The 20,119-nt window shown below is 63.2% G+C and carries 22 protein-coding genes; 9 read left to right on the forward strand and 13 right to left on the reverse strand.

Annotated elements, in window-relative coordinates; all coding sequences use genetic code 11:
• Positions 1–109: 109 nt before the first annotated feature.
• From MGMSRV2_RS18635 to MGMSRV2_RS18670, 8 genes are all read right to left on the reverse strand, one after another.
• Positions 110–967 (reverse strand): DUF3472 domain-containing protein, encoded by an 858-nt coding sequence (locus MGMSRV2_RS18635; protein WP_024081932.1) that lies wholly within the window; start codon positions 965–967, stop codon positions 110–112.
• A 52-nt stretch (positions 968–1,019) separates the two neighbouring features.
• Positions 1,020–1,355, reverse strand: a complete 336-nt coding sequence (locus MGMSRV2_RS18640; RefSeq protein WP_024081933.1) for a conserved exported protein of unknown function — start codon at positions 1,353–1,355, stop codon at positions 1,020–1,022.
• Positions 1,356–1,524: 169 nt separating this feature from the next.
• Positions 1,525–2,322 carry a hypothetical protein gene (locus MGMSRV2_RS18645; protein WP_024081935.1) on the reverse strand — a complete coding sequence of 266 codons (798 nt, stop codon included), beginning with the start codon at positions 2,320–2,322 and terminating at the stop codon, positions 1,525–1,527.
• 5 nt (positions 2,323–2,327) lie between these two features.
• Positions 2,328–2,990 carry a hypothetical protein gene (locus MGMSRV2_RS18650; RefSeq protein ID WP_024081936.1) on the reverse strand — a complete coding sequence of 221 codons (663 nt, stop codon included), beginning with the start codon at positions 2,988–2,990 and terminating at the stop codon, positions 2,328–2,330.
• A gap of 286 nt (positions 2,991–3,276) precedes the next feature.
• Positions 3,277–3,492 (reverse strand): hypothetical protein, encoded by a 216-nt coding sequence (locus MGMSRV2_RS18655; RefSeq protein WP_024081937.1) that lies wholly within the window; start codon positions 3,490–3,492, stop codon positions 3,277–3,279.
• 68 nt (positions 3,493–3,560) lie between these two features.
• Positions 3,561–5,825 carry a phosphoenolpyruvate--protein phosphotransferase gene (gene ptsP, locus MGMSRV2_RS18660; RefSeq protein WP_024081938.1) on the reverse strand — a complete coding sequence of 755 codons (2,265 nt, stop codon included), beginning with the start codon at positions 5,823–5,825 and terminating at the stop codon, positions 3,561–3,563.
• Positions 5,825–6,862 carry an NAD(P)H-dependent flavin oxidoreductase gene (locus MGMSRV2_RS18665; protein WP_024081939.1) on the reverse strand — a complete coding sequence of 346 codons (1,038 nt, stop codon included), beginning with the start codon at positions 6,860–6,862 and terminating at the stop codon, positions 5,825–5,827. Before MGMSRV2_RS18665 ends, ptsP begins: the two co-directional genes overlap by 1 nt.
• 23 nt (positions 6,863–6,885) lie before the next feature.
• The gene (locus MGMSRV2_RS18670) at positions 6,886–8,106 is read right to left on the reverse strand and encodes an aspartate kinase (protein ID WP_024081940.1); all 1,221 of its coding nucleotides are present in this window, start codon (positions 8,104–8,106) and stop codon (positions 6,886–6,888) included.
• A gap of 152 nt (positions 8,107–8,258) precedes the next feature.
• Between MGMSRV2_RS18670 and ubiG the strand changes: the two genes are divergently transcribed.
• From ubiG to MGMSRV2_RS18685, 3 genes are all read left to right on the forward strand, one after another.
• Complete coding sequence (gene ubiG / locus MGMSRV2_RS18675) at positions 8,259–9,008, forward strand: bifunctional 2-polyprenyl-6-hydroxyphenol methylase/3-demethylubiquinol 3-O-methyltransferase UbiG (RefSeq protein ID WP_024081941.1); 750 nt, start codon at positions 8,259–8,261, stop codon at positions 9,006–9,008.
• Between the two features lie 78 nt (positions 9,009–9,086).
• On the forward strand, positions 9,087–10,460 hold the full coding sequence (locus tag MGMSRV2_RS21525; protein WP_024081942.1) for a c-type heme family protein: 1,374 nt from the start codon (positions 9,087–9,089) through the stop codon (positions 10,458–10,460).
• On the forward strand, positions 10,448–10,957 hold the full coding sequence (locus MGMSRV2_RS18685; protein ID WP_084028161.1) for a sensor histidine kinase: 510 nt from the start codon (positions 10,448–10,450) through the stop codon (positions 10,955–10,957). Before MGMSRV2_RS21525 ends, MGMSRV2_RS18685 begins: the two co-directional genes overlap by 13 nt.
• 12 nt (positions 10,958–10,969) lie before the next feature.
• Here the strand turns inward: MGMSRV2_RS18685 and MGMSRV2_RS18690 are convergent, their stop codons facing one another.
• Complete coding sequence (locus MGMSRV2_RS18690) at positions 10,970–12,598, reverse strand: alpha-D-glucose phosphate-specific phosphoglucomutase (RefSeq protein ID WP_024081944.1); 1,629 nt, start codon at positions 12,596–12,598, stop codon at positions 10,970–10,972.
• 232 nt (positions 12,599–12,830) lie between these two features.
• On the opposite strand from MGMSRV2_RS18690, the gene MGMSRV2_RS18695 reads away from it, so the two are divergent.
• Positions 12,831–14,513: a methyl-accepting chemotaxis protein gene (locus tag MGMSRV2_RS18695; RefSeq protein ID WP_024081945.1), complete on the forward strand. Its 1,683-nt coding sequence runs from the start codon at positions 12,831–12,833 to the stop codon at positions 14,511–14,513.
• Positions 14,514–14,552: 39 nt separating this feature from the next.
• Here MGMSRV2_RS18695 and MGMSRV2_RS18700 read toward each other — a convergent pair whose 3' ends face one another.
• Positions 14,553–15,353, reverse strand: a complete 801-nt coding sequence (locus MGMSRV2_RS18700; protein WP_242410702.1) for a TOBE domain-containing protein — start codon at positions 15,351–15,353, stop codon at positions 14,553–14,555.
• A gap of 91 nt (positions 15,354–15,444) precedes the next feature.
• Positions 15,445–15,648, reverse strand: a complete 204-nt coding sequence (locus tag MGMSRV2_RS18705; RefSeq protein WP_024081947.1) for a TOBE domain-containing protein — start codon at positions 15,646–15,648, stop codon at positions 15,445–15,447.
• A gap of 93 nt (positions 15,649–15,741) precedes the next feature.
• On the opposite strand from MGMSRV2_RS18705, the gene modA reads away from it, so the two are divergent.
• Entirely contained in the window at positions 15,742–16,500 is a 759-nt protein-coding gene (gene modA / locus MGMSRV2_RS18710; RefSeq protein ID WP_024081948.1) for a molybdate ABC transporter substrate-binding protein, read from the forward strand.
• Here modA and map read toward each other — a convergent pair.
• Together map and MGMSRV2_RS18720 are read right to left on the reverse strand one after the other, a co-directional pair.
• Complete coding sequence (gene map, locus MGMSRV2_RS18715) at positions 16,493–17,287, reverse strand: type I methionyl aminopeptidase (RefSeq protein WP_024081949.1); 795 nt, start codon at positions 17,285–17,287, stop codon at positions 16,493–16,495. The genes modA and map overlap by 8 nt on opposite strands.
• Before the next feature lie 42 nt (positions 17,288–17,329).
• Entirely contained in the window at positions 17,330–18,427 is a 1,098-nt protein-coding gene (locus MGMSRV2_RS18720) for a YeeE/YedE family protein (protein ID WP_024081950.1), read from the reverse strand.
• A gap of 261 nt (positions 18,428–18,688) precedes the next feature.
• On the opposite strand from MGMSRV2_RS18720, the gene dsrE2 reads away from it, so the two are divergent.
• The 4 genes from dsrE2 to MGMSRV2_RS18740 are packed head-to-tail and all read left to right on the forward strand — an operon-like array spanning position 18,689 to position 20,116.
• Positions 18,689–19,177: a sulfur carrier protein DsrE2 gene (gene dsrE2, locus MGMSRV2_RS18725; RefSeq protein WP_024081951.1), complete on the forward strand. Its 489-nt coding sequence runs from the start codon at positions 18,689–18,691 to the stop codon at positions 19,175–19,177.
• Positions 19,153–19,479, forward strand: coding sequence for a ribbon-helix-helix domain-containing protein (locus MGMSRV2_RS18730; protein WP_024081952.1), 327 nt, complete (start codon positions 19,153–19,155; stop codon positions 19,477–19,479). Before dsrE2 ends, MGMSRV2_RS18730 begins: the two co-directional genes overlap by 25 nt.
• 38 nt (positions 19,480–19,517) lie before the next feature.
• Positions 19,518–19,742, forward strand: a complete 225-nt coding sequence (locus MGMSRV2_RS18735) for a sulfurtransferase TusA family protein (RefSeq protein ID WP_024081953.1) — start codon at positions 19,518–19,520, stop codon at positions 19,740–19,742.
• 35 nt (positions 19,743–19,777) lie between these two features.
• Positions 19,778–20,116 carry a hypothetical protein gene (locus MGMSRV2_RS18740; protein WP_041634844.1) on the forward strand — a complete coding sequence of 113 codons (339 nt, stop codon included), beginning with the start codon at positions 19,778–19,780 and terminating at the stop codon, positions 20,114–20,116.
• The last annotated feature ends 3 nt before the right edge of the window (positions 20,117–20,119 follow it).

Consider the following 20,119-nt stretch of genomic DNA (forward strand, 5'->3'; position numbering starts at 1 on the left):
GATTCGTCGTGTCAGGAATTGTCACCCATCTCCCCTTCTCGCTTTCCGTTCACTCGCCGCGACGGATGGCGAAATGTTTGGTGAGAACCGCCCCCGGGCCACCTTCCGACTATTTGCAGCGCTCGCCCCACGGCGCTCGCCCGAACTCGACGATGACATCGTCGGGAGAGCGGGAAACGGCGGCGAGGGGCGGAACGTCCCGCGGGAAAACGCACGAGCTCCTGCGGCGCAGGTCGATGGCGCGTTCATTCACTTCCAACTGCCTGAAGACGGCGACACCGGTCGATGGCATCCTGGTCCGGCAAATATTGTCGATGACCTCGTGACCGTAAATCTCGACGAAGCTTACGGCATCCTTGTCGATGGTCAAATCCTGCCCAGGAAAGCGAACGCTGCCGACCTCGATGACCTTGCCGCTGTCATACTCGCCGACCACCAGCGCGACCCAGGTTCCGCCGCCATCGCTCATCGTCGGTTCCATCCGGAAGAGATAGCGTCCGGCTTTCCACGGATAGGCGACCCGCACACCGGCGAAATCGCCTTCGTTCGACTGCGCGTGGGTCAATGCCGCACTCCACCCGCCCTCGGCCGGGGCCGCGTCTTCTGATGAGGCCCGGCCCCAGCGGCTGAAGATGAAGCCGCGCTTGGCCCCGCCGGGGCGCGAGACGTCGGTCTGCATGCCGAAGTAGAAGCCGCTGCCGTTGATCTTCCCGTAGACCGGGGCGATGTAGATCAGCTTGTCCCGCCCCGGCTCGGTGACGTCGCCGTCCACCTCCACTTCGATAGTCAGGGACTTGAACGGCTGGGAATCGCCCAGGTCGTACCACATGTCCACCAGATGCCAGGCCGGCTGTTTCCAACGACCGCCGGTGATAGCCTCGCAAGTCTCCGCATCCGATTTCATCTCGGCGCGGACGTTGGAGACGAGGAATACACCTGCGAGCACCACGGCCAGGAACATGCGCATGTGATGAAATCCGCCATGGGTTTGAGTGAACCGGCACGCCGGAGGCGGTCGATTATCGCTTCGCCGATATGGCGCAGACGTCGACTTCGGCCAGCCTCTCGCAGTGGATGTCGTCGCCACGGTTGTCGCTAAGGTCTCTGCCCACCAATCCTTTCCTTGGGTGGGCGAGCACGACGCCATTCTTTTTATAGACGGCCACGGTCATGTCGTGGCGGTGGACGTCCCCGTACCCGTCGTTGAGCAAGTTAGCGCCATCGGCAGTACCGTATTGCTTGATGACGGCGACGGCATTTTTAACAATTTCGCGGGCATCGGTATCGGAACCGGCCATGGCGGCGCCAGTGAAGCTCATGCAAAGGGCGACGGTGACAACGGAAAGTGTGCGCATGATCATCTCCAATCTGGATATAAGCCAATGCGTTGGCTGTTGTTGCGCCGGTTCGTGATATTATGAAAAACAGCGGTTGCCTTGATGTCATCGCTTTGTCCACGAACCACCGCCGCTGTGAGTCCCGCCAGCACTACAGGCCTGACGGCGGGCGAGGTTGATCGCGCCATCATTTCGGCAGCGTGACGCTCAGCACCTTGGTGACCTCGATTCTGCCACCCGCCTCGGGGATGGTTTCCATCGTATTTTGCCAGGTGACGGTGATCTTCTTGCCCATATAGCGTTCCGGTGCGTTCAGAAGACGTTCCAAGGCATCGTCGGTCCGGAGGATCATGAACGAGTGTTCCTCACCGCCGGCGCGCAGATGCAGATAGGTGTAGTCGCCTTCCTCAAACCCGGCGAAGGTTCCGGTCGTCTCCTTGATCGGGCCACCCGCCGGCTTGCCGCCTGACTTGGGAGGGGATAGGGATTCGAGCACCGTCGAAAGGGTGTCGAGAAGCTCCTGTTCCTTGGCCTTGAACTCGTCGGTGTCCTGCGGCACGGACGTCTTGTTCTCGTCCAGCCAGCGGAACATCTGACCGTCACGGAAGTAATAACGGTGTTCCCGCAATGTCGAATTGCCGCCATCCACGGCCTGGGTGGTCACGCCCGCATAAACGAACAGCACTTGCACGCCCTCGCCCACCGGCTTCAGGTAATAGGCTTCGCCCGTGCTTCCGTGGTCGTCGGGATAGATCACCTGAACCTTCCGGGGTAGGCCGTTTTCCATCCATACGGTCGCCTGGGGAGGAACCGGCGCGCCGGGAAAATCGAGCTCGAAGGTTTTTTTCGTCATTCGACCCAGATCGTCATTGATCTGTGCATAGACGCGCTTGTGTTCGGCGGTCGGGTCGGGAGCGGCCCCGGCATCCGGAACTGGGATCAGAAAAGAAGCGGCGACGAGGGCCGCGAACACAGAAATCCGCATGGGGACTACTCCGGGAGCTTGGTCGGTACGGTCTTGTCGGCCACATGGCCCCCCGCGCCCAACCCCAGCGGTTTGGATATGTCGGTCGGGTCGTTGGCGTAATCATGAGCAGGGTTGGGGCATTCCAGCTCCTGCGGGCGTGCCCATGCCTTATCCACGTAGATCTGCCACTTAAACTTGTTCGCCGGGTAGGCCTCGCCGGGCTGGTCACACGCATCCTCAGATACTGACTGCCCCGGGCCGATGGCAACCACCGCTCCGGCTTTCAGGGTGCAGGAGGCAACCCAGGTCAGGTCATTCCAGGCGTTGCAGATTTCGTAATCGACGCGATAGCGGTCACGTTGCCCGGACGGCGCATCATAAGACCACCATTGACCCATGCGGTTGGTCTGTCCATGGGCGTTGACCGCCTGGGGGCCGCTCCACAGGCGGTATACCGTGACGGGCTCGGTGATGCGGACGACCATCCCCCTGGAAATGCCGCCCTGTCCTTCCGGTTTGACGGCGATCTCAAGGTTGGCGATCTCATAATTCGGCGATGCCCGATCGACCATCACCGCCTTCAGGGCGAGAGGGGGCGGCAGGGCGGTCGCGTCCTCGCGGATGGGCGCGCAGGCGGCCAGCGCCAAGATGACGACGGCAAGCCGGCTCAGTGCGGCGATCTTCATCCCGTCCCCCTATCGTATGGTGATCCGTGCTTCGGCAATTTGTTCATACACGTTGGGCATCCATGACCGCCGATACACGAAGGCGACCCGGTCGTGGCTTATCAGCGAAAACCAGCGAACTCGCGAGCCGCTTCGCGGACGACCTCGCCAACGGCGCCGGCGGGGATGTCCGCCGTGGACTTGCTTGGAAGAGTGGAGAGCGTTTCTCGGTTATGCGGTTGCGGCATCGAAGCGGCATGGGCTTCTATAACCCAGGGCGGAAATATGGCCACAAGACAAGTCCAGGCTACTCCAGCCCCTGCGGCACGACTTGAAGCTTGGCGGGGTCGTCGGCCAGCAAGTTCAGCACGACGGTGCCGTGGGCACTGCGCACCAGCAATTCGCAGAACCAAGTGCCGTCGTCCACCTGCTTGGGCGCGGTAATGTCGATGCGCGACACGCTTTCCATGTCCATGGAGAGGCTGTGATTATCGCGAAAGGATATGGCGGCGACGGTCTGCATAAAGGGCTCCCCCCTAGGGTAATGGCCTGACAGCAGGCTCGCCTAAAGCGGGCGTCGCGTCAATGCGGTTACAGGATGACGTGATGATCCAGGGCAAATGATCGCAGCCGATCGCGCAAAGACCGGTCGGGCAGTTTCAGGCAGTGATCCAGATAGTCGCGCACCGGCCCCACCGACAGCGAGCGGATCATGGTCTTGACCGGGCTGGTGGCTGGTGACGACACCGACAGGATGCGCACGCCGCAGGCCAACAGCGCCATGGCTTCCAACGGTCGTCCGGCCATCTCGCCGCACACCGACAGGGGGACGCCGGCGGCATCGCATTTGGACGCCACATAGCGCATGAAAGTCAGCATGGCCGGCGACAGTGGGTCGTAGCGGTCGGCGATGCGGGGATTGCCGCGATCGACGGCGAACAGGAACTGGGCCATGTCGTTGGAACCGATGGAGACGAAATCCACCAACGGCAGCAGCGAATCCATCTGGAAGGCCAGGGCCGGCACTTCCAGCATGGTACCGACGCGGATGCGTTCGGGCAGCACGTGGCCCTTGCCCTTTTCGTGGGCGATTTCCATGTCCAGCAGATGGCGGGCCTGCACCAGTTCGGCCACTTCGGCGACCATGGGGAACATGATGCTGAGTTCGCGCCCCGCCGCCGCCCGGATCAGGGCGCGCAACTGGTGGCGCATCACCGCCGGGCGGTCCAGGGTGATGCGGATCGAGCGCCAGCCCAGGGCCGGGTTGTCTTCCTCGTAGGGGTTCCAATAGGGCAGCACCTTGTCGCCGCCGACATCAAGGGTGCGAAACACCACCGGCTTGCCCGCCGCCTGATCCAGGATCTTGTTGTAAAGAGTGGTCTGGGCGGCGACGTCGGGCAGCGACGAGCGGGCCATGAACGGCAATTCGGTGCGATAAAGGCCGATGCCGTCGGCACCGCATTCGTGCAAATGCTGCAAATCCAGCAGCAGGCCGGCATTCATCATCAGCCGCACGGCGATGCCGTCGCGGGTGATGGCCGGCAGGTCTTTCAGCTTGGCATAATGGGCGGCGCGCTGCTGACGTTGGTTGAGAGCGTCCGAGAAGATGTCGCGGATGTCGTCGCTGGGGCGCAGGAAGACCTGGCCGTTATCGCCGTCGACCACCACCGGGTCCAGCGGCTCGACCTTGTCCAGCGCCTCCTTGCAGCGGCCGACCACCGGAATGTCGAGCGCACGGGCGACGATGGCCACGTGCATGGTCGGGCTGCCTTCTTCCATGACCAGGCCGCGCAGGCGCTTGGGGTCATAGTCGAACAATTCCATCGGCCCCATGGAGCGGGCGAACAAGATGGCATCGGCGGGCAATTCGCCCTTGGAGGCGGCGCCGCCTTCCCCCGACAGGTGTTGCAGCAGGCGGTTGGCCAGATCCTCGAAATCGTGCAGACGCTCGCGCAAATAGGGGTCGCTGATCTGGCTCATGCGGGCGCGCATGTCCTCGTGTACCTTCTGCACGGCGGCTTCGGCGGTCAGACCGGTGTTGATGGCCTCGCCGATCTTGCCCAACCAGCCCTTGTCCTCGGTGAACATGCGATAGGTTTCGAGCACGTCGCGGTGCTCGCCGTCGCGCATCTCGGGCCGCGAAAACAGGTCGTCCAGGGCCTTCTTGATGTCGGCCAGGGCAATCTTCAGGCGCTCGTGTTCGAGATCGGGGTCTTCCGCCACCAAACGGCGGATGATGATGCGGGGATTGTGTAAAACGGCGGTGCCGATGCCGACGCCGCCATTGAGGCGGATGCCTTCCAGGCGCAACGGCAGCAGGGCGTTGCCGTCCACCGGCACCAATTCGTCGCGGCTGACCAATTCGCCCGAGGCGACCAGTTCGGCCAGGACCATGGCGACGGTTTCCATGGTCTCGATTTCTTCGTCGGTGTAATGGCGCATGGTGCGGTTCTGCACCACCAGCACGCCGACGACGCGACCACCCCTGATGATGGGGACGCCCATGAGCGAGTGGAAAATCTCTTCGCCGGTTTCCGGGCGATAGGCGAAATTGGGATGGCTTTGGGCGTCGGCCAGGGCCAGGGGGCGGGCATGGGCGGCGATGTCGCCGACCAGACCTTCGCCCACCCGCAGGCGGGTATTGTGGATGGCGCCCTTCTTCAGGCCCTCGGTGGCGAACAGTTCCAGCACTTCGCCGGCGCGCATGACGTAGCACGAGCACACTTCGGCCACCATGTCGGCGGCGATCAGGCCGACCACCCGGTTCAGGCGTTCTTCCGCCCCGCCGCCACCGGCCATGACATCGCGCAGGCGGGCCAGCAGGCGCCTGGAAACCGAGGGCGCCGCCGGGCTCATCAGGACAATCCCGTACGGGCGGCCAGGGCGCCCAGCGCCTGATCCAGCAATTCAGCGAAAATCTCGGCGCAGGGCTGCACCTTGTTGACCAGCCCGACGCTTTGTCCGGCCATCACCGAGCCGGTGTCGACATCGCCGTCGATGACCGCGCGCTTCAACGCCCCGGCCCAGTAATGCTCGATTTCCAACTGGGCGTCCTTTTGCTCGAGCTCGCCGGCGCGGCAGCGGCGGATGACTTCGTGCTGGAACGCGATGAATCGCTTGGTGCCCTGGTTGACCAGGGCGCGGACCGGGATGACCGGAAAGGCCGGGTCCACCTGGGTGGTGGGGATGGCGTCGCGGGCGGCGGCTTTGATGAAGGCCTGCTTGAAATTGGCATGGGCCACGCATTCGTCGGCGCAGACGAAGCGGGTGCCCAACTGGACGCCCGCCGCCCCCATTTCCAGATAGCTGACGATGGCTTCGCCGCGCCCGATGCCGCCGGCGACGAAGATCGGCAGTTCGGTGGCCATCACCGGCAGGATTTCCTGGGCCAGCACCGAGGTGGAGACCGGCCCGATATGGCCGCCGGCTTCCGCCCCTTCGATGACCAGGGCGTCGACGCCGGAACGCACCAGCTTTTTCGCCAGGATCAAGGCGGGGGCGAAGCACACCACCTTGGCCCCGGTATCCTTGGCCCGTTTGATCGCCGCCGCGTTGGGCAGGCCGCCGGCCAGGACGATATGACTGACGCGGGCTTGGCCGCAGACGTCGATTAACGCGTCCAATTGCGGATGCATGGTGATCAGGTTGACGCCGAATGGTCTGGTCGTCAGCGCCTGGGTGGCGTGGATTTCCTCGGCCAGTCTGGTCGGTTCCATCGAGCCGCAGGCGATGACGCCGAAGCCGCCGGCATTGGAGATGGCCGCCACCAAGTGGCGTTCCGACACCCACGACATGGCGCCGCCCATGATGGCGTAATCCGTGCCCAGGAACGCGCGTCCCCGTTGCCACAGCCGGTCAAGCCGCCCGTTCAGGCTAGCCCCCATCGCCGTCATGTGCCGTCACCCGGTCCGTTCAATCAGGCCGCATCCAGGCCATAGGCGGTGTGCAGGGCGCGCAACGCCAACTCGGTGTACTTCTCTTCGATCAGCACGCTGATCTTGATTTCCGAGGTCGAGATGACCTGGATGTTGATGCCTTCGGCCGCCAGGGTCTGGAACATCTTCTGGGCGATGCCGGCATGGCTGCGCATGCCGACGCCGATGACCGACACCTTGACCACGTTGGAATCGGCGATCAGGCCTTCATAGGCCAAGGTGGCCTTGTTGTCCTCGATCACCTTCTTGGCCCGTTCCAGATCGGCCTTGCCGACGGTGAAGGTCAGGTCGGTGGACTTGCCGTCTTCCGACACGTTTTGGACGATCATGTCGACGTTGACGGCGTTGTCGGCCAGCGGGCCGAAAATGGCGGCGGCGACGCCGGGGCGGTCGGCCACCTTGACCAGGGTGATCTTGGCTTCGTCGCGGCTATAGGCAATACCGCTCAACAGTTCCTTTTCCACGATCTCATCCTCATCGCAAACCAGAGTTCCGGGCTTGTCCTCGAAGCTGGACAGCACCTGCACGCGCACATGATGCTTCATGGCCATCTCGACCGAGCGGGTCTGAAGCACCTTGGCGCCGACGCTCGCCAGTTCCAGCATTTCCTCGTAGGTGATCTTATCGAGCTTCTTGGCCTTGGTCACGATCCGCGGATCGGTGGTGTAGACGCCGTCCACATCGGTATAGATATCGCAGCGGTCGGCATGCAGGGCGGCGGCCAAAGCCACGGCGGACGTATCGGAGCCGCCGCGGCCCAAGGTGGCGACGCGGTTACCGGGGGCGATGCCCTGAAAGCCGGCGACCACCGCCACCTGACCGCGTTCCATGCCGGCGATCATCTCGGAGGTGTCGATGCTGTCGATGCGGGCCTTGCCGTGCACGTCGTCGGTGCGGATGGGCACCTGCCAACCGCTCCACGAGCGGGCATCCAGACCCAGTTCCTGCAAGCCGATGGCCAACAGGCCCGAGGTCACCTGCTCGCCGGTGGCGACGACGGCATCGTATTCGCGCTGATCGTGAAGCGGCGCCATCTGCTTGCACCAGTCAACCAATTGGTTGGTGACGCCGGACATGGCGGAAACCACCACGGCCACCTGATTGCCGGCCTCGACCTCGCGCTTGACGCGGCGAGCCACATTCTTGATACGGTCGATGTCGCCGACGGAGGTTCCGCCGAATTTCATCACGATGCGCGCCATGAGGTAATCCTTGAAACACCGCGGCCACTGCCGCCGGTTCATTTTTCTTCGTCTGCCCGGTTGCCGCCCGAAGGGCGCCCCTTCATACTCTGTCGCCACTTTCGAAGCAAGCCCGGCAACCCGTCAAAAACCGCCTTATTCAGGAGTATCCGATGACCAGTTCCACCCCCGACCCGCGCGCGCGGACCGCATCGCCCGAAGAGGTCGCCCGGTTCACCGCCATGGCCGAAGAATGGTGGGACCCCACCGGCAAATTCAAGCCGCTGCACCGTTTCAATCCGGTGCGGCTGGCCTTCATCCGCCGCGAGATGGCTGCCCATTTCGGCCGCGATCCGCAGGACCCGAAGCCATTCGCGGGACTGACCTTGCTGGATGTGGGCTGTGGCGGCGGCCTGTTGTCGGAACCTCTGGCCCGCATGGGTTTTAGCGTCACCGGCATCGATGCCGGCGACAAGAACATCGCGGTGGCTCGCATTCATGCCCAAAAGTCGGGCGTGGCGGTGGAATATCGTGTCGGCGGCCCCGAGGATGTGGCGGCGGAAAGCTTCGACGTGGTGCTGTCCATGGAGGTGATCGAGCACGTGCCCGATCCGGTTCGCTTCATCGGACTGGCCGCCGGCGCGCTTAGGCCCGGCGGCGTGTTCCTGGGGGCGACGCTCAACCGCACCGCCAAATCCTGGCTGATGGCCATCGTCGGTGCCGAATACGTACTGCGCTGGCTACCCAAAGGTACCCATGATTGGAAGAAGTTCGTCAAGCCGTCGGAATTCGCCGGCTGGCTGCGGGCAGCAGGCATCGACACCAAGGCCTTTCGTGGCATGGAATTCCAACCCCTGACCGATGAGTGGCGCGAAACCATGAATCTGGACGTCAATTACATGTTGATGGGGGTAAAGTCCTGACCCCACAATCTTAAGGCTGTGCAGTCCTTGCGGATAAAAGGTGTATGATGTTCCCCTGATGTGAATGCGGGGGGCCACATGCAAGGCGCCATTGCCGACAGAACGTCCAGGCATTTCGGTCGGCTGCGCCGTCAGTTGATCGCCGCCGCCCTGGGTTGGACCGTACTGGTCGGCGGTTCGCTGGCCTGGAACCTGCACAACGAACAGCGCCAGACCCTGGAATTGGCCACGCGCGAGGCCCGCATCCATTTCAACAAGGATCTGGCCTTTCGCCGTTGGGCGACACTGCATGGCGGTGTTTATGTCCCCGTGGATGACCGCACGCCGCCCAGCCCGTGGATGGCCCATATCCCCGACCGCGACATCACCACCGAGGGCGGCCAATTGCTGACCTTGATGAATCCGGCTTATATGCTGCGGCAGGTGATGGCCGAATATGCCAACGATTTCGGCGTGCGCGGACGCATCACCAGCCTGAAACCGCTCAATCCGGCCAACGCCCCGGACGAGTGGGAGGCCCAGGTGTTGCGCCGCTTCGCCGCCGGCGAGGCGGACGAGATCAGCGAACTGACCCAGGTGGACGGCAAGCCGCATGTGCGGTTGATGCGGGTGATGGTGACCGAGCCCGGTTGCCTCAAATGCCATGCTGGCCAGGATTACACCATCGGCGATGTGCGCGGCGGCATCGGCGTGTCGGTACCGCTGGAAGGCTATCAAGCGATTCAGCTGCGTGACAGCCGGATACAGTCCCTGACTCACGGTCTGATCTGGCTGGTGGGCTTGGGTGGTATCGGCTTTGGCGGCAGCCGGGCGCGGCGGCGCATGGTCGAGGAAGTCGCCGACGAAGCCCGCCTGCTGGAACTGAGCCATCAGAATCAGATGATCCTCAATTCCGCCGGCGAAGGCATCGTCGGCATCGATGATCAGTGTCGCATCACCTTTTTCAGTCCCTCGGCCTCACGTATTCTGGGGTGGTCGGCGGACGAGATCATGGGCCACAAATTCCATGACCTGATCCAGCCCGGATCGGTGGTCGAGGGCCAACCCTGTCCCGGTGTCAACACCTGCTGCCCGACCCTGGTCAAGGGACAGGGGCGGCAAAGCGTGGGGGAATTGTTGCGGCGCAAGGATGCGCCCCCCTTGCCGGTCGAGGTGCAAAGCGCCCCGGTCCTGGATGGCGAGCGGGTGGCCGGGGCGGTGCTGGTGTTCCACGACATTTCCGAGCGCCAGGAGAATGAACGCCGCCGCCATGAATTGCTGGAAAAGCTGGAACGCTCCAACCGCGATTTGCAGGACTTCGCCTATGTGGTGTCGCACGATTTGCAAGAACCGTTGCGCATGGTGTCGTCCTATCTGGGGCTGATCGCCCGGCGTTATGACACAAATTGGACGAGGATGGGCGCGACTTCATCGGCTTTGCCGTTGATGGGGCCAAGCGCATGTCGCGGATGATCTCCGATCTGGTGGAATTTTCCCGGGTCGAGACCCGAGGCGCCAGCTTCGCCCCGGTGGACATGGACAAGGTGGCCGCCGACGCAGTGGCCAATCTGGCCCTGGCCATCGACGAGGCGGTGGCGGTGTTGACCATCCAGCCCGGCTTGCCCGCCTGCCTGGGCGACCGCGAACAATTGGTACGGCTGCTGCAAAACCTGATCAGCAACGCCGTGAAATTCCGCCATCCCGACCGCCCGGTTCAGATCAGCGTCGGCGGTCGTATCCGCGATGACGGGCGGCGAGAATATTGGGTGGCCGACAACGGCATCGGCATCGCCCCGGAACATCATCAGCGCATCTTCATGATTTTCCAGCGCATCGGCAACGTCCAGGTGGCCGGGACCGGAATCGGTCTGGCGGTGGTCAAACGCATCGTCGAACGCCATGGCGGCGAAATTCACGTGGATTCCGCTGCCGATCAGGGGGCGACGTTCCGCTTCGACCTGCCGGGGTGAGGCCCGCCCGTCTCAGGTGATGACCGTCGGTTCCGTCCGACCGGTCCGCGCTTCGATCTGGGCCACGTCGCGGGCGATCTTGATCAGATCGGCCAGGGCGACTTGCGGGTCCAGATGGTGCTGGGCCGGGTCGGGCTGGAACTGCTCGACATAGAGGCGCAGCGTGGCGCCCTCGGTGCCGGTGCCCGACAGGCGGAAAACCACGCGGCTGCCGTCGTCGAAGACGATCCGCACGCCCTGTTTGGTGCTGATGCTGCCATCCACCGGGTCGGTATAGGCGAAATCGTCGTTGAAGGCGACCTTATAGGCGCCCAGGCTTTGCCCCTTCAGGTCGAGGCCGCGCAAATGCTCCATCAGGCCGTTGGCGGCAGCGCTGTCGATGGCTTCGTAATCGTGGCGGGAATAGACGTTGCGACCGTACTTGGCCCAATGCTCGCGCACGATCTCGGCCACCGGCTGTTGGCGTTTGGCCAGCACGTTCAACCACATCAGCACCGCCCACAACCCGTCCTTCTCGCGCACATGGTCGGAACCGGTGCCAAAGCTTTCCTCGCCGCACAAGGTGGCCTTGCCGGCATCCAAAAGCGTGCCGAAGAACTTCCAGCCGGTGGGGGTTTCATAGCAAGGAATGCCCAAGGCGGCGGCAACGCGGTCGGCGGCGGCGCTGGTCGGCATGGACCGGGCGATGCCGGCCAGTCCCTTGGCATAGCCGGGGCAAAGCGTGGCGTTGGCGGCCAGCACCGCCAAGCTGTCCGACGGCGTCACATAGAAGCCGCGGCCCAGGATCATGTTGCGGTCGCCGTCGCCATCGCTGGCGGCGCCGAAATCGGGGGCATCGGCGCCGAACAAAGCTTCGACCAGATCATGGGCGTGGACCAGATTGGGGTCGGGGTGGCCGTGACCGAAATCCTCGAGCGGGGTGCCGTTCATCACCGTGCCGGCGGGGGCCGCCAGCAAGCCTTCCAGGATGGCCTTGGCATAGGGGCCGGTGACCGCGTGCATGGCATCGAACTTCATGCGGAAGCCGCCAGCGAACAAAGCGCGGATGGCGTCGAAATCGAACAATTCCTGCATCAGCGCGGCATAATCGGCGACGGGGTCGAAAACCTGTACCACCATGTCGCCCAGGGGGTATTCGCCCAGTTGGTCCAGATCGACATCTCCCACTTGAGTGGTGCGGTATTTGTCGATCTGCTGGGTGCGGGCGTAAATGGCTTCGGTTACCGCCTCGGGGGCGGGGCCGCCGGCGGGGATATTGTACTTGATGCCGAAATCCTCGTCGGCGCCGCCGGGATTGTGGCTGGCCGACAAGATGATGCCGCCGAAGGTCTGGTACTTACGGATCACGCAAGATGCCGCCGGTGTCGACAAGATGCCGCCCTGGCCGACCATGACGCGGGCAAAGCCGTTGCCAGCGGCCATCTTCAGGATGATCTGAATTGCCTCACGGTTGAAAAAGCGCCCGTCGCCACCCAGAGCCAGGGTCTTGCCGGTGCAATCGCCGATGGAATCGAAGATGGCCTGAACGAAGTTCTCCAGATAGCCCGGCTGCTGGAATACCCGCACTTTCTTGCGCAATCCCGACGTGCCCGGCTTTTGACCATCGAAGGGGCGGGTCTGGATTGTGGTGAAGGCGGTCATGCGCGGTCTCCGTTGGCGGCTTGCATCCAGGGTTGATGGCCGAAGTAAACCGTTCTGTCAATGTCTGGGCATAGTGTATCAACCTTTTCGCTACATTTCGTCAAAGCGTTCACAACCCATTAAAAAATCGGAAAAAAACAACATCCCGTAAAATTTATACGGTTGAATTCCGTAGAAATTTACTCAACTTTAGTGCAGACCAAGGTATGTAAACTTATGTTTGGGGTGTGCCATGAGAGTCAATGAACCGATAACCAATCGCGAAGTGGTGATGCAAGACGGCGAGATGCTGGTCTCGCGCACCGATGCCGGTGGACGCATCACCTTCGTCAATCAGGCCTTCATCGACATCAGCGGCTTCACCCGTGATGAACTGGTCGGGCAGCCGCACAATCTGGTGCGCCACCCCCATATGCCGAAAGAGGCCTTCGCCGATCTGTGGGGGACCATCAAGACCGGCAAGCCGTGGGAAGGCTTCGTCAAGAATCGCTGCAAGAACGGCGATTTCTACTGGGTCCGCGCCAATGTCACCCCCTTCGTCGAAAATGGCCAGATCGCCGGCTTCGTCTCCATCCGCAGCAAGCCGTCACGGCAACAGGTGGCCGAGGTCGAGGCGCTTTACGGCAAGTTCCGCGACGGCAAGGCGCAAGGTCTGGTCATCCGCGAGGGGCGGGCATTCCGCACCGGCATGGCCGGAATCCTGTCGCGTGCCGGCAGCGGTATCAGCGCCATGTTGGTGGCGGCCATCGCTGTGCCGTTGATCCTGGCCTTGGCCGGGGCCGAGGCGGTGCAGTTGGACCGGATCGCCGTGGCTCTGGGCTTGATCGCCGGCTCCCTGGTTTCCGCCCTGGTTCTGGGGCGTATCGTCATCAACCGTGTCCGTGGACCGCTGGCGCGTATGGAAGATCACCTCGACGCCGTCGCCCGCGGTGATTTCGTCCACGAAATCACCGACGAGCCGATCAGCGATTTTCAGCGCACCACCGCCCTGATGCGGGCGATGAAGGCCAAGCTGGGCTATGCCCAGTTGGAAAAGGCGGAGATGGACCGTCTGGCGGAACAGCGGCGCCAGGCCGACATGGAGTGTATCGCCGCCTCGCTCGATGCCCGTGTCGCCAATATCGTCGAGCTGATTCAGATGTCGGCGGACAGTCTTTTGGGCAATTCCCAGACATTGTCGGGCAATGCCGATCAGACCATGATGCAGGCCGGCAACGTCACCACCATGACCGGTCAGGTGACCAGCAATGTGCAGGCGGTATCGGCGGCCACCCACGAATTGTCGTCGTCGGTGGATGAAATCTCGCGTCAGGTCAGCCATGCGGCGGTGATTTCCGCCGATGCGGTCGAGCAGGCGGGCAAGACCGACACCACCGTGCGCGGCCTGGCCGAAGCGGCCAACCGTATCGGCGAGGTGGTCAAGCTGATCAATGACATCGCCAGCCAGACCAACCTGTTGGCGCTTAACGCCACCATCGAGGCGGCCCGCGCCGGTGACGCCGGCAAGGGCTTCGCCGTGGTCGCCAACGAGGTGAAATCCCTGGCCAACCAGACGGCGAAGGCGACCGAGGAAATCGGCGCCCAGATCGCCGGCATCCAAAGCGAGACCCGCACGGCGGTCGAGGCCATTCGCGGCATCACCGGCACCATCGAGAATATTAACGAATTGTCGGCGGCCATCTCGGCGGCGGTGGAAGAACAGGGCGCGGCGACCATGGAAATCGCCCGCAGTGTCAGCCAAGCGGCGGAAGGCACCCATCATGCGGCGGAAAACGTCTCGGTGGTGGCCGGTGCGGCCGAGGAAACCAAGCTGATGGCCGATCAGGTCACTTCTGCGGCGCAGACCCTGCAACAGGTGTCGCAGCAACTGGCCGCCGAGGTGCGCGGTTTCCTGGCGGAAATCCGCGCTGCCTGATGCGTCGAAAACAGCGGGTGCCCTGGGGTGCCCGCTGTTTCAATCCACCGCCAAGATGACGTGGGACGATTTGAAGAAGGCCATGGCCTTGTCGCCCACCCTCAAATCCAGATCCTCGGCGGCATCGCGGGTGATTACGGCGACGATGCTTTTGCCGCCGCCGATATCCAGGGAAAACTCGGAACTGACCGGGCCGTCCTCGCGGTGGCTGACAATGCCGGCGATGCGGTTGCGGGCCGACAGGCGCGGATTTTGGTCGCCGGCGATCAGCATGACGAAGGACGATTTGATCAAGGCGGTGACGTCGCGGCCCGGTTTGATGTCCAACTCGCTGACGCTTTCGCCGGTGACGATGGCGGTCAGCTGACAGTCCGGAGTCAGGTGCATCAGCACCTCGGCGTTGACGCCGCCCAGGCGGACCTCGGTGACGGTACAGCGAAAGGCGTTGCGGGCGGTGGTCTTCATTCCCAGACTCCACAGCAGGGCAAAGGGATCGCCGTCGCTCAGGTCGTCACCGGTGAGCAGGCGGGCGACCTTGTCCAGACGCTTTTCCAGCAGACGGAAACTGGCGATCAGGGTATGGCCGTCCTCGGTGACCTGGGCGCCGCCGCCCTGACGGCCGCCGGTCTGCCCCATCACCGCCGGACGCGGCAGCAGATTGTTGACGGCGTTGAGCGCATCCCAGGCCGCCTTATAGCTGAGCCCCACCGCCTTGGCCGCCTTGCTGATGCTGCCGTGGGCGGCGACTGCTTCCAGCAATTCGATGCGGTCGCGACCGACGCTGGGTCGGCCTTCGCGCTTGAGCGCCAGCAGGGCCTCGACTTTTCCCTCCGCCATCATTCCCCCGTTGCCGTAAGGGCCGGAGTTTGGGGGGCTTGCGGTACGGTTTCCAGTAAAAAGCGCCGTCATGGCGGGACGGCGCCTTGATGACCTACTTGGCCAGCATGACTTCGGTCGATTTGATGATGGCGGAAACCTCTTCGCCCACCTTCAGACCCAGTTCGTCGATGGCTTCCACCGACACCAGCGAGGTGACGAACTGACCGCCCACATCGACCTTGACCTTGCCGACGATCTGGCCGCGCGAAATTTCCACCACCTTGCCCTTCAGGGCGTTACGGGCACTTAACTGCATGATCCATCTCCTTCAGGCTTGACGATATGCAGTCAAAGTACATAACGTTAACTCACGCCGCTACCGCCTTTTTGCCGTTCAGGAGATTTTTTCATGTTCAAGCAATTTGCCGTCGCCGCCCTGGCCTTGTGCCTGAGCACCGCCGCCGCCCGTGCCGACGAGGTGGTGGTGTTCGCCGCCGCCTCGCTGACCAATGCGTTGAACGAGATCGGCGATTCCTTCACCGCTCAGACCGGTCACAGCCTGAAGCCGTCCTATGCCGCCTCGTCCGCCCTGGCCAAGCAGGTCGAGCAAGGGGCGCCGGCCCATGTCTTCGCCTCCGCCGATCTCAAGTGGATGGATTACATGGTGGAAAAGAAGCTGGTGAACAATGACAGCCGCTTCAACCTGCTGGGCAACACCCTGGTGCTGGTGGCCCCCATGGACGCCAAGCAGGACAGGATCGCGCTGTCGCCCCAGACCGATATCGCTGGCTTGGCCGGATCGGGGCGCATCGCCACCGGCAACCCGGACAGCGTGCCGGTGGGCCTCTATTTCAAGCAGGCGATGGAGCGGTCGGGGCAATGGGCCAAGGTGGACGCCAAGATCGCCCGCGCCGATTCGGTGCGGGCCGCCCTGGCTTTCGTCGAGCGCGGCGAGGTGCCGTTGGGCGTGGTCTATGCCACCGATGCGGCGGTGTCGAAAAAGGTCAAGGTGGTCGGCGTGTTCCCCGACACCATGCATGACCCCATCGTCTACCCTTTCGCCCTGGTCGCCGGTAAGGAAACCCCCGCCGCCAAGGCGCTGCTGGATTACCTGAAGGGCGCGCAGGCCAAGGGCGTGTTCGTCAAATACGGCTTCAAGGTCAACTGATCGCCCACGGGGTGAAGATTTCGACGCCGTCCTCGGTAACGCCGACGGAATGCTCGAACTGCGCCGACAGCGACCGGTCACGGGTCACCGTGGTCCAGCCGTCGGCCAGGATCTTCACCTCGGCCTTGCCGGCATTGAGCATGGGTTCGACGGTGAAGAACATGCCCGGCTCCAGCACCACGCCGGTACCGGCCTTGCCGTAATGCATGACCAAAGGCGCGTCGTGGAACACCCGGCCCAGGCCGTGGCCGCAGAAATCGCGCACCACCGAAAAGCGTTCACGCCGGGCCACCGCCTCGATGGCGGCACCCACATCGCCCAAGGTGGTGCCGGGGCGGATGATGTCGATGCCGGCCATCATCGCCTCGAAGGTGGTGTCGACCAGACGCTTGGCCAAGGTCCGCACTTCGCCCACCAGAAAGGTGCGGCTGGTGTCGCCGAACCAACCATCGACGATGGGGGTGACGTCGATATTGACGATGTCGCCATCGGCCAGAACCTTGTCGCCGGGAATGCCGTGGGTGACCACGTGATTGACCGAAACGCAAGAGGCGTGCTGATAGCCGTGATAGCCCACCGTGCCCGGTATGGCACCGGCATCGCGCATGAACTGGTCGCACAGGCGATCCAGCTCGGCGGTGCTGATGCCGGCTTGCACATGGGGGGTAATGAAATCCAAGGTGGCGGCGGCCAGTCGCCCGGCCTTGCGCATGCCGGCGAAGCCGTCGGCATCATAAAGCGGGATGCGGCGGCCTTCGCTGTCGGTCTGGGACGAGAATCTTGTCATGACGCGGGTTTACCCGCGTCATGACAGTGCGTCCAGTTTTAATTAACCGCGGGCCAGAACCGCCTTCAGGGCGGCGCCGACGCTGCCTTCCTCCATATATTTCAGCCCCCACACCCCGCCGAACAAAATGGCGACCAAGGCGATGAAGGAGGTGGCCGACAAGGTGGAGATGCCGGTCAGGCCCTGGCCGATGGTGCAGCCCATGGCCATGACGCCGCCGATGCCCATCATGGCGGCGCCGGTCAGGTGACGGCCCATGTCGGCGGCGTCGGAAAACGCCTCCACATGAAAGCTTTTGCCCGCCAGCGATGACAGGAAGGAACCGACGATGACGCCGCCGACGGCGGCGATGCCGAAATTGATGGTCGAGCCGGTATAGGTCATCAGATACATGATGGTGTCGCCGATGGGGGCGACGAAGGTGAAGCTGGACAGCGGGGTGGGGTCGAACTCGTCATTGCCCAACACCCCGGTCACCCACCAGCCCGCCGGCACCATCAGGCCGATGATCAGGCCGCCGATGATGTCGTGGGGGGCGGCGCGGAAATCGGCATCCTTGAAGCAGAACACCAGAAGGCCGCCGGCGATCACGGTCACCACCAGCCAGCGGGCGATGGTTTCCGGCAGGCCGAGAGCGGCCAGCAAGGCGGGCACGCCCTGGTTGGCGGCCTTGCCGGCCACCGCGATATTGGTCAGGCTTTCGATCTGCACCCGGCCCAGGCCGATCAAGCCTTTCAGCGTCATATAGGCGAACAGGCCGACCACCAGGAAGGTGACCACCGATTTAAGGTTGCCGCCGCCGATACGGACCAGGGTCTTGTTGCCGCAACCGCCGGCCAGGGTCATGCCGAAGCCGAACAGCAATCCGCCGATGATGGCGCCGGCCCAGGCCAGCGGCCCTTGCAGATAGATGCTTTTGCCCAAGTCGACCAGGCCGGCATGATGCATGGCCTGGGACGCGATCATGGCCACGGCCAGCGCCAGCATCCAGGCGCGGAAGCGCCGCCAGTCGCCCATGAAGACGATGTCGGACAGCGCCCCCATGGTGCAGAAATTGGTGCGTTGGGCGGTGGCCCCGAAAATCAGGCCGACCACGAAGGCGGCCCCACCGACGATGGTGGAGATTGGCAAGTCGCTCACGTTCTTCCTCCCGTCACGGGCCCCCTTTTCAATCGCTGGCGCCGAAGGTGCTTGGCGGGCGAGGGGTTCCTCGTATATATTTGTTCATGCTAAATTAGCACCGCCTTGGACCATCGCACAAGAGCCGCTTGTAACGTGCCATGCGACCAAGGGCGAGTGAAAAACAGGTGTAGGCACCGGCTACTACCCATACCGGGGCAGCCGCGTCTTAGGGTGGTTTGCACATTATAAAATTCTAATGCAAACCGCAGGGAGGAAAACATGGCCGCCAACGGCAAGTCGATGTCCATTATCGTCACCAAGGGCTCGCTGGACTGGGCCTACCCACCGTTCATCCTGGCCACCACCGCGGCGGCCATGGATCTGGACGTCACCCTTTTCTTCACCTTCTACGGCCTGACGCTGTTGAAGAAGAAGCTGGATTTGAAGGTCACCACCTTGGGCAATGCCGGCATGGAAATGCCGATGATGGGCGGCCACATGGTCATGCCCAATCTGGTTGGCGCGCTGCCCGGCATGGACGCCATGGCGACGGTGATGATGAAGGACCTGATCAAGAAGAAGGGCGTCGCCTCGATCGAGGATCTGCGTGAGGCGGCGGTGGATTGCGGTGTGCGCATGATCGCCTGCCAGATGACCATGGATCTGTTCGAGTACGACAAAAGCGATCTGATCGACGGGGTCGAGTACGCGGGCGCCGCCACCTATATCGAGACGGCGACCCAGTGCGACATCAACCTGTTCATCTAGAGCCGGCGGTCTGGCCAGCGACCCCCGACGGTCCGCTGGCCCGGCTGTTCGGCCTGTGCAATCCCGAGCAGGCGCGGTCTTTCGCGCCGGAAAAACGCTCGGTCCGTATCCATGGCCATTCCACCACCATCCGGCTTGAACAGGCGTTCTGGACGGTGTTGGATGAAATGGCCAGGGAAGAGGGCGTAACCGCAAGCGCCCTCATTGCCCGTATCCACGACCACTGTCTGGTCACCAATGACCGGAACTTGGCATCGTGTCTGCGGGTGGTTTGCCTGAAATACATCAATCTCGGCCACTGACGCGGTCCGCCGGGGGGAACATCTAGGAGAGGTCACACATGAGCACGGTTCTCGACGTCAAGGGTTTGAACTGCCCGCTGCCCATCCTGCGCACCAAGAAGGCCATGAAGGACGTCGCCGTCGATGGCGTCCTGGAAGTGCTGGCCACCGATCCCGGTTCGGTCAAGGACATGGAAGCCTTCTGCAAGCAGACCGGCAACGAATTGCTGGAAACGGCGGAAGCCTCCGGCGTTTATACCTTCAAGATCAAGCGCAAGGCCTGATCTTGCGCGGGCTGCCATCCCTGGCGGCACTGGCGATGGCGACGGTTCCGGCCCTGTGGGCCGGGGCCGCGCCGGTCCACGCCGCCGAGTTGGTGATGGTCGAGGCCAGGGGCTGTCCGTGGTGCGTCAAATGGCACCGCGACCTGGGCGCCATCTATCCCAAGACGGCGGAAGGCAAGCGCTTGCCGCTGCGGGTGGTGCGGCTGGAAAACCTGCCCGCCGATCTCCGATTCATCAAGAATTTACGCTACGCCCCCACCTTCGTCGCCATCGCCTGCGGGCGCGAGGTCGGGCGCATCACCGGCTATAACGGCGACGACATGTTCTGGGGCGAATTATCCACCATTACCAAGCGGCTGACACCAGCCTGCTGACCC

It is taken from the genome of Magnetospirillum gryphiswaldense MSR-1 v2, assembly GCF_000513295.1.
Taxonomy (GTDB): Bacteria; Pseudomonadota; Alphaproteobacteria; order Rhodospirillales; family Magnetospirillaceae; genus Magnetospirillum; species Magnetospirillum gryphiswaldense.

Coding starts and splice junctions, on each gene's coding strand:
- MGMSRV2_RS18700 (WP_242410702.1), bottom strand. CDS start 15,353: ATGATGGCGGAGGGAAAAGTCGAGGCCCTGCTGGCGCTCAAGCGCGAA.
- MGMSRV2_RS21525 (WP_024081942.1), top strand. CDS start 9,087: ATGCAAGGCGCCATTGCCGACAGAACGTCCAGGCATTTCGGTCGGCTG.
- MGMSRV2_RS18705 (WP_024081947.1), bottom strand. CDS start 15,648: ATGCAGTTAAGTGCCCGTAACGCCCTGAAGGGCAAGGTGGTGGAAATT.
- ubiG (WP_024081941.1), top strand. CDS start 8,259: ATGACCAGTTCCACCCCCGACCCGCGCGCGCGGACCGCATCGCCCGAA.
- MGMSRV2_RS18665 (WP_024081939.1), bottom strand. CDS start 6,862: ATGACGGCGATGGGGGCTAGCCTGAACGGGCGGCTTGACCGGCTGTGG.
- MGMSRV2_RS18645 (WP_024081935.1), bottom strand. CDS start 2,322: ATGCGGATTTCTGTGTTCGCGGCCCTCGTCGCCGCTTCTTTTCTGATC.
- dsrE2 (WP_024081951.1), top strand. CDS start 18,689: ATGGCCGCCAACGGCAAGTCGATGTCCATTATCGTCACCAAGGGCTCG.
- ptsP (WP_024081938.1), bottom strand. CDS start 5,825: ATGAGCCCGGCGGCGCCCTCGGTTTCCAGGCGCCTGCTGGCCCGCCTG.
- MGMSRV2_RS18670 (WP_024081940.1), bottom strand. CDS start 8,106: ATGGCGCGCATCGTGATGAAATTCGGCGGAACCTCCGTCGGCGACATC.
- MGMSRV2_RS18635 (WP_024081932.1), bottom strand. CDS start 967: ATGCGCATGTTCCTGGCCGTGGTGCTCGCAGGTGTATTCCTCGTCTCC.
- MGMSRV2_RS18650 (WP_024081936.1), bottom strand. CDS start 2,990: ATGAAGATCGCCGCACTGAGCCGGCTTGCCGTCGTCATCTTGGCGCTG.
- MGMSRV2_RS18685 (WP_084028161.1), top strand. CDS start 10,448: ATGTCGCGGATGATCTCCGATCTGGTGGAATTTTCCCGGGTCGAGACC.
- MGMSRV2_RS18690 (WP_024081944.1), bottom strand. CDS start 12,598: ATGACCGCCTTCACCACAATCCAGACCCGCCCCTTCGATGGTCAAAAG.
- MGMSRV2_RS18640 (WP_024081933.1), bottom strand. CDS start 1,355: ATGCGCACACTTTCCGTTGTCACCGTCGCCCTTTGCATGAGCTTCACT.
- MGMSRV2_RS18735 (WP_024081953.1), top strand. CDS start 19,518: ATGAGCACGGTTCTCGACGTCAAGGGTTTGAACTGCCCGCTGCCCATC.
- MGMSRV2_RS18740 (WP_041634844.1), top strand. CDS start 19,778: ATGGCGACGGTTCCGGCCCTGTGGGCCGGGGCCGCGCCGGTCCACGCC.
- MGMSRV2_RS18655 (WP_024081937.1), bottom strand. CDS start 3,492: ATGCAGACCGTCGCCGCCATATCCTTTCGCGATAATCACAGCCTCTCC.
- map (WP_024081949.1), bottom strand. CDS start 17,287: ATGACAAGATTCTCGTCCCAGACCGACAGCGAAGGCCGCCGCATCCCG.
- MGMSRV2_RS18695 (WP_024081945.1), top strand. CDS start 12,831: ATGAGAGTCAATGAACCGATAACCAATCGCGAAGTGGTGATGCAAGAC.
- modA (WP_024081948.1), top strand. CDS start 15,742: ATGTTCAAGCAATTTGCCGTCGCCGCCCTGGCCTTGTGCCTGAGCACC.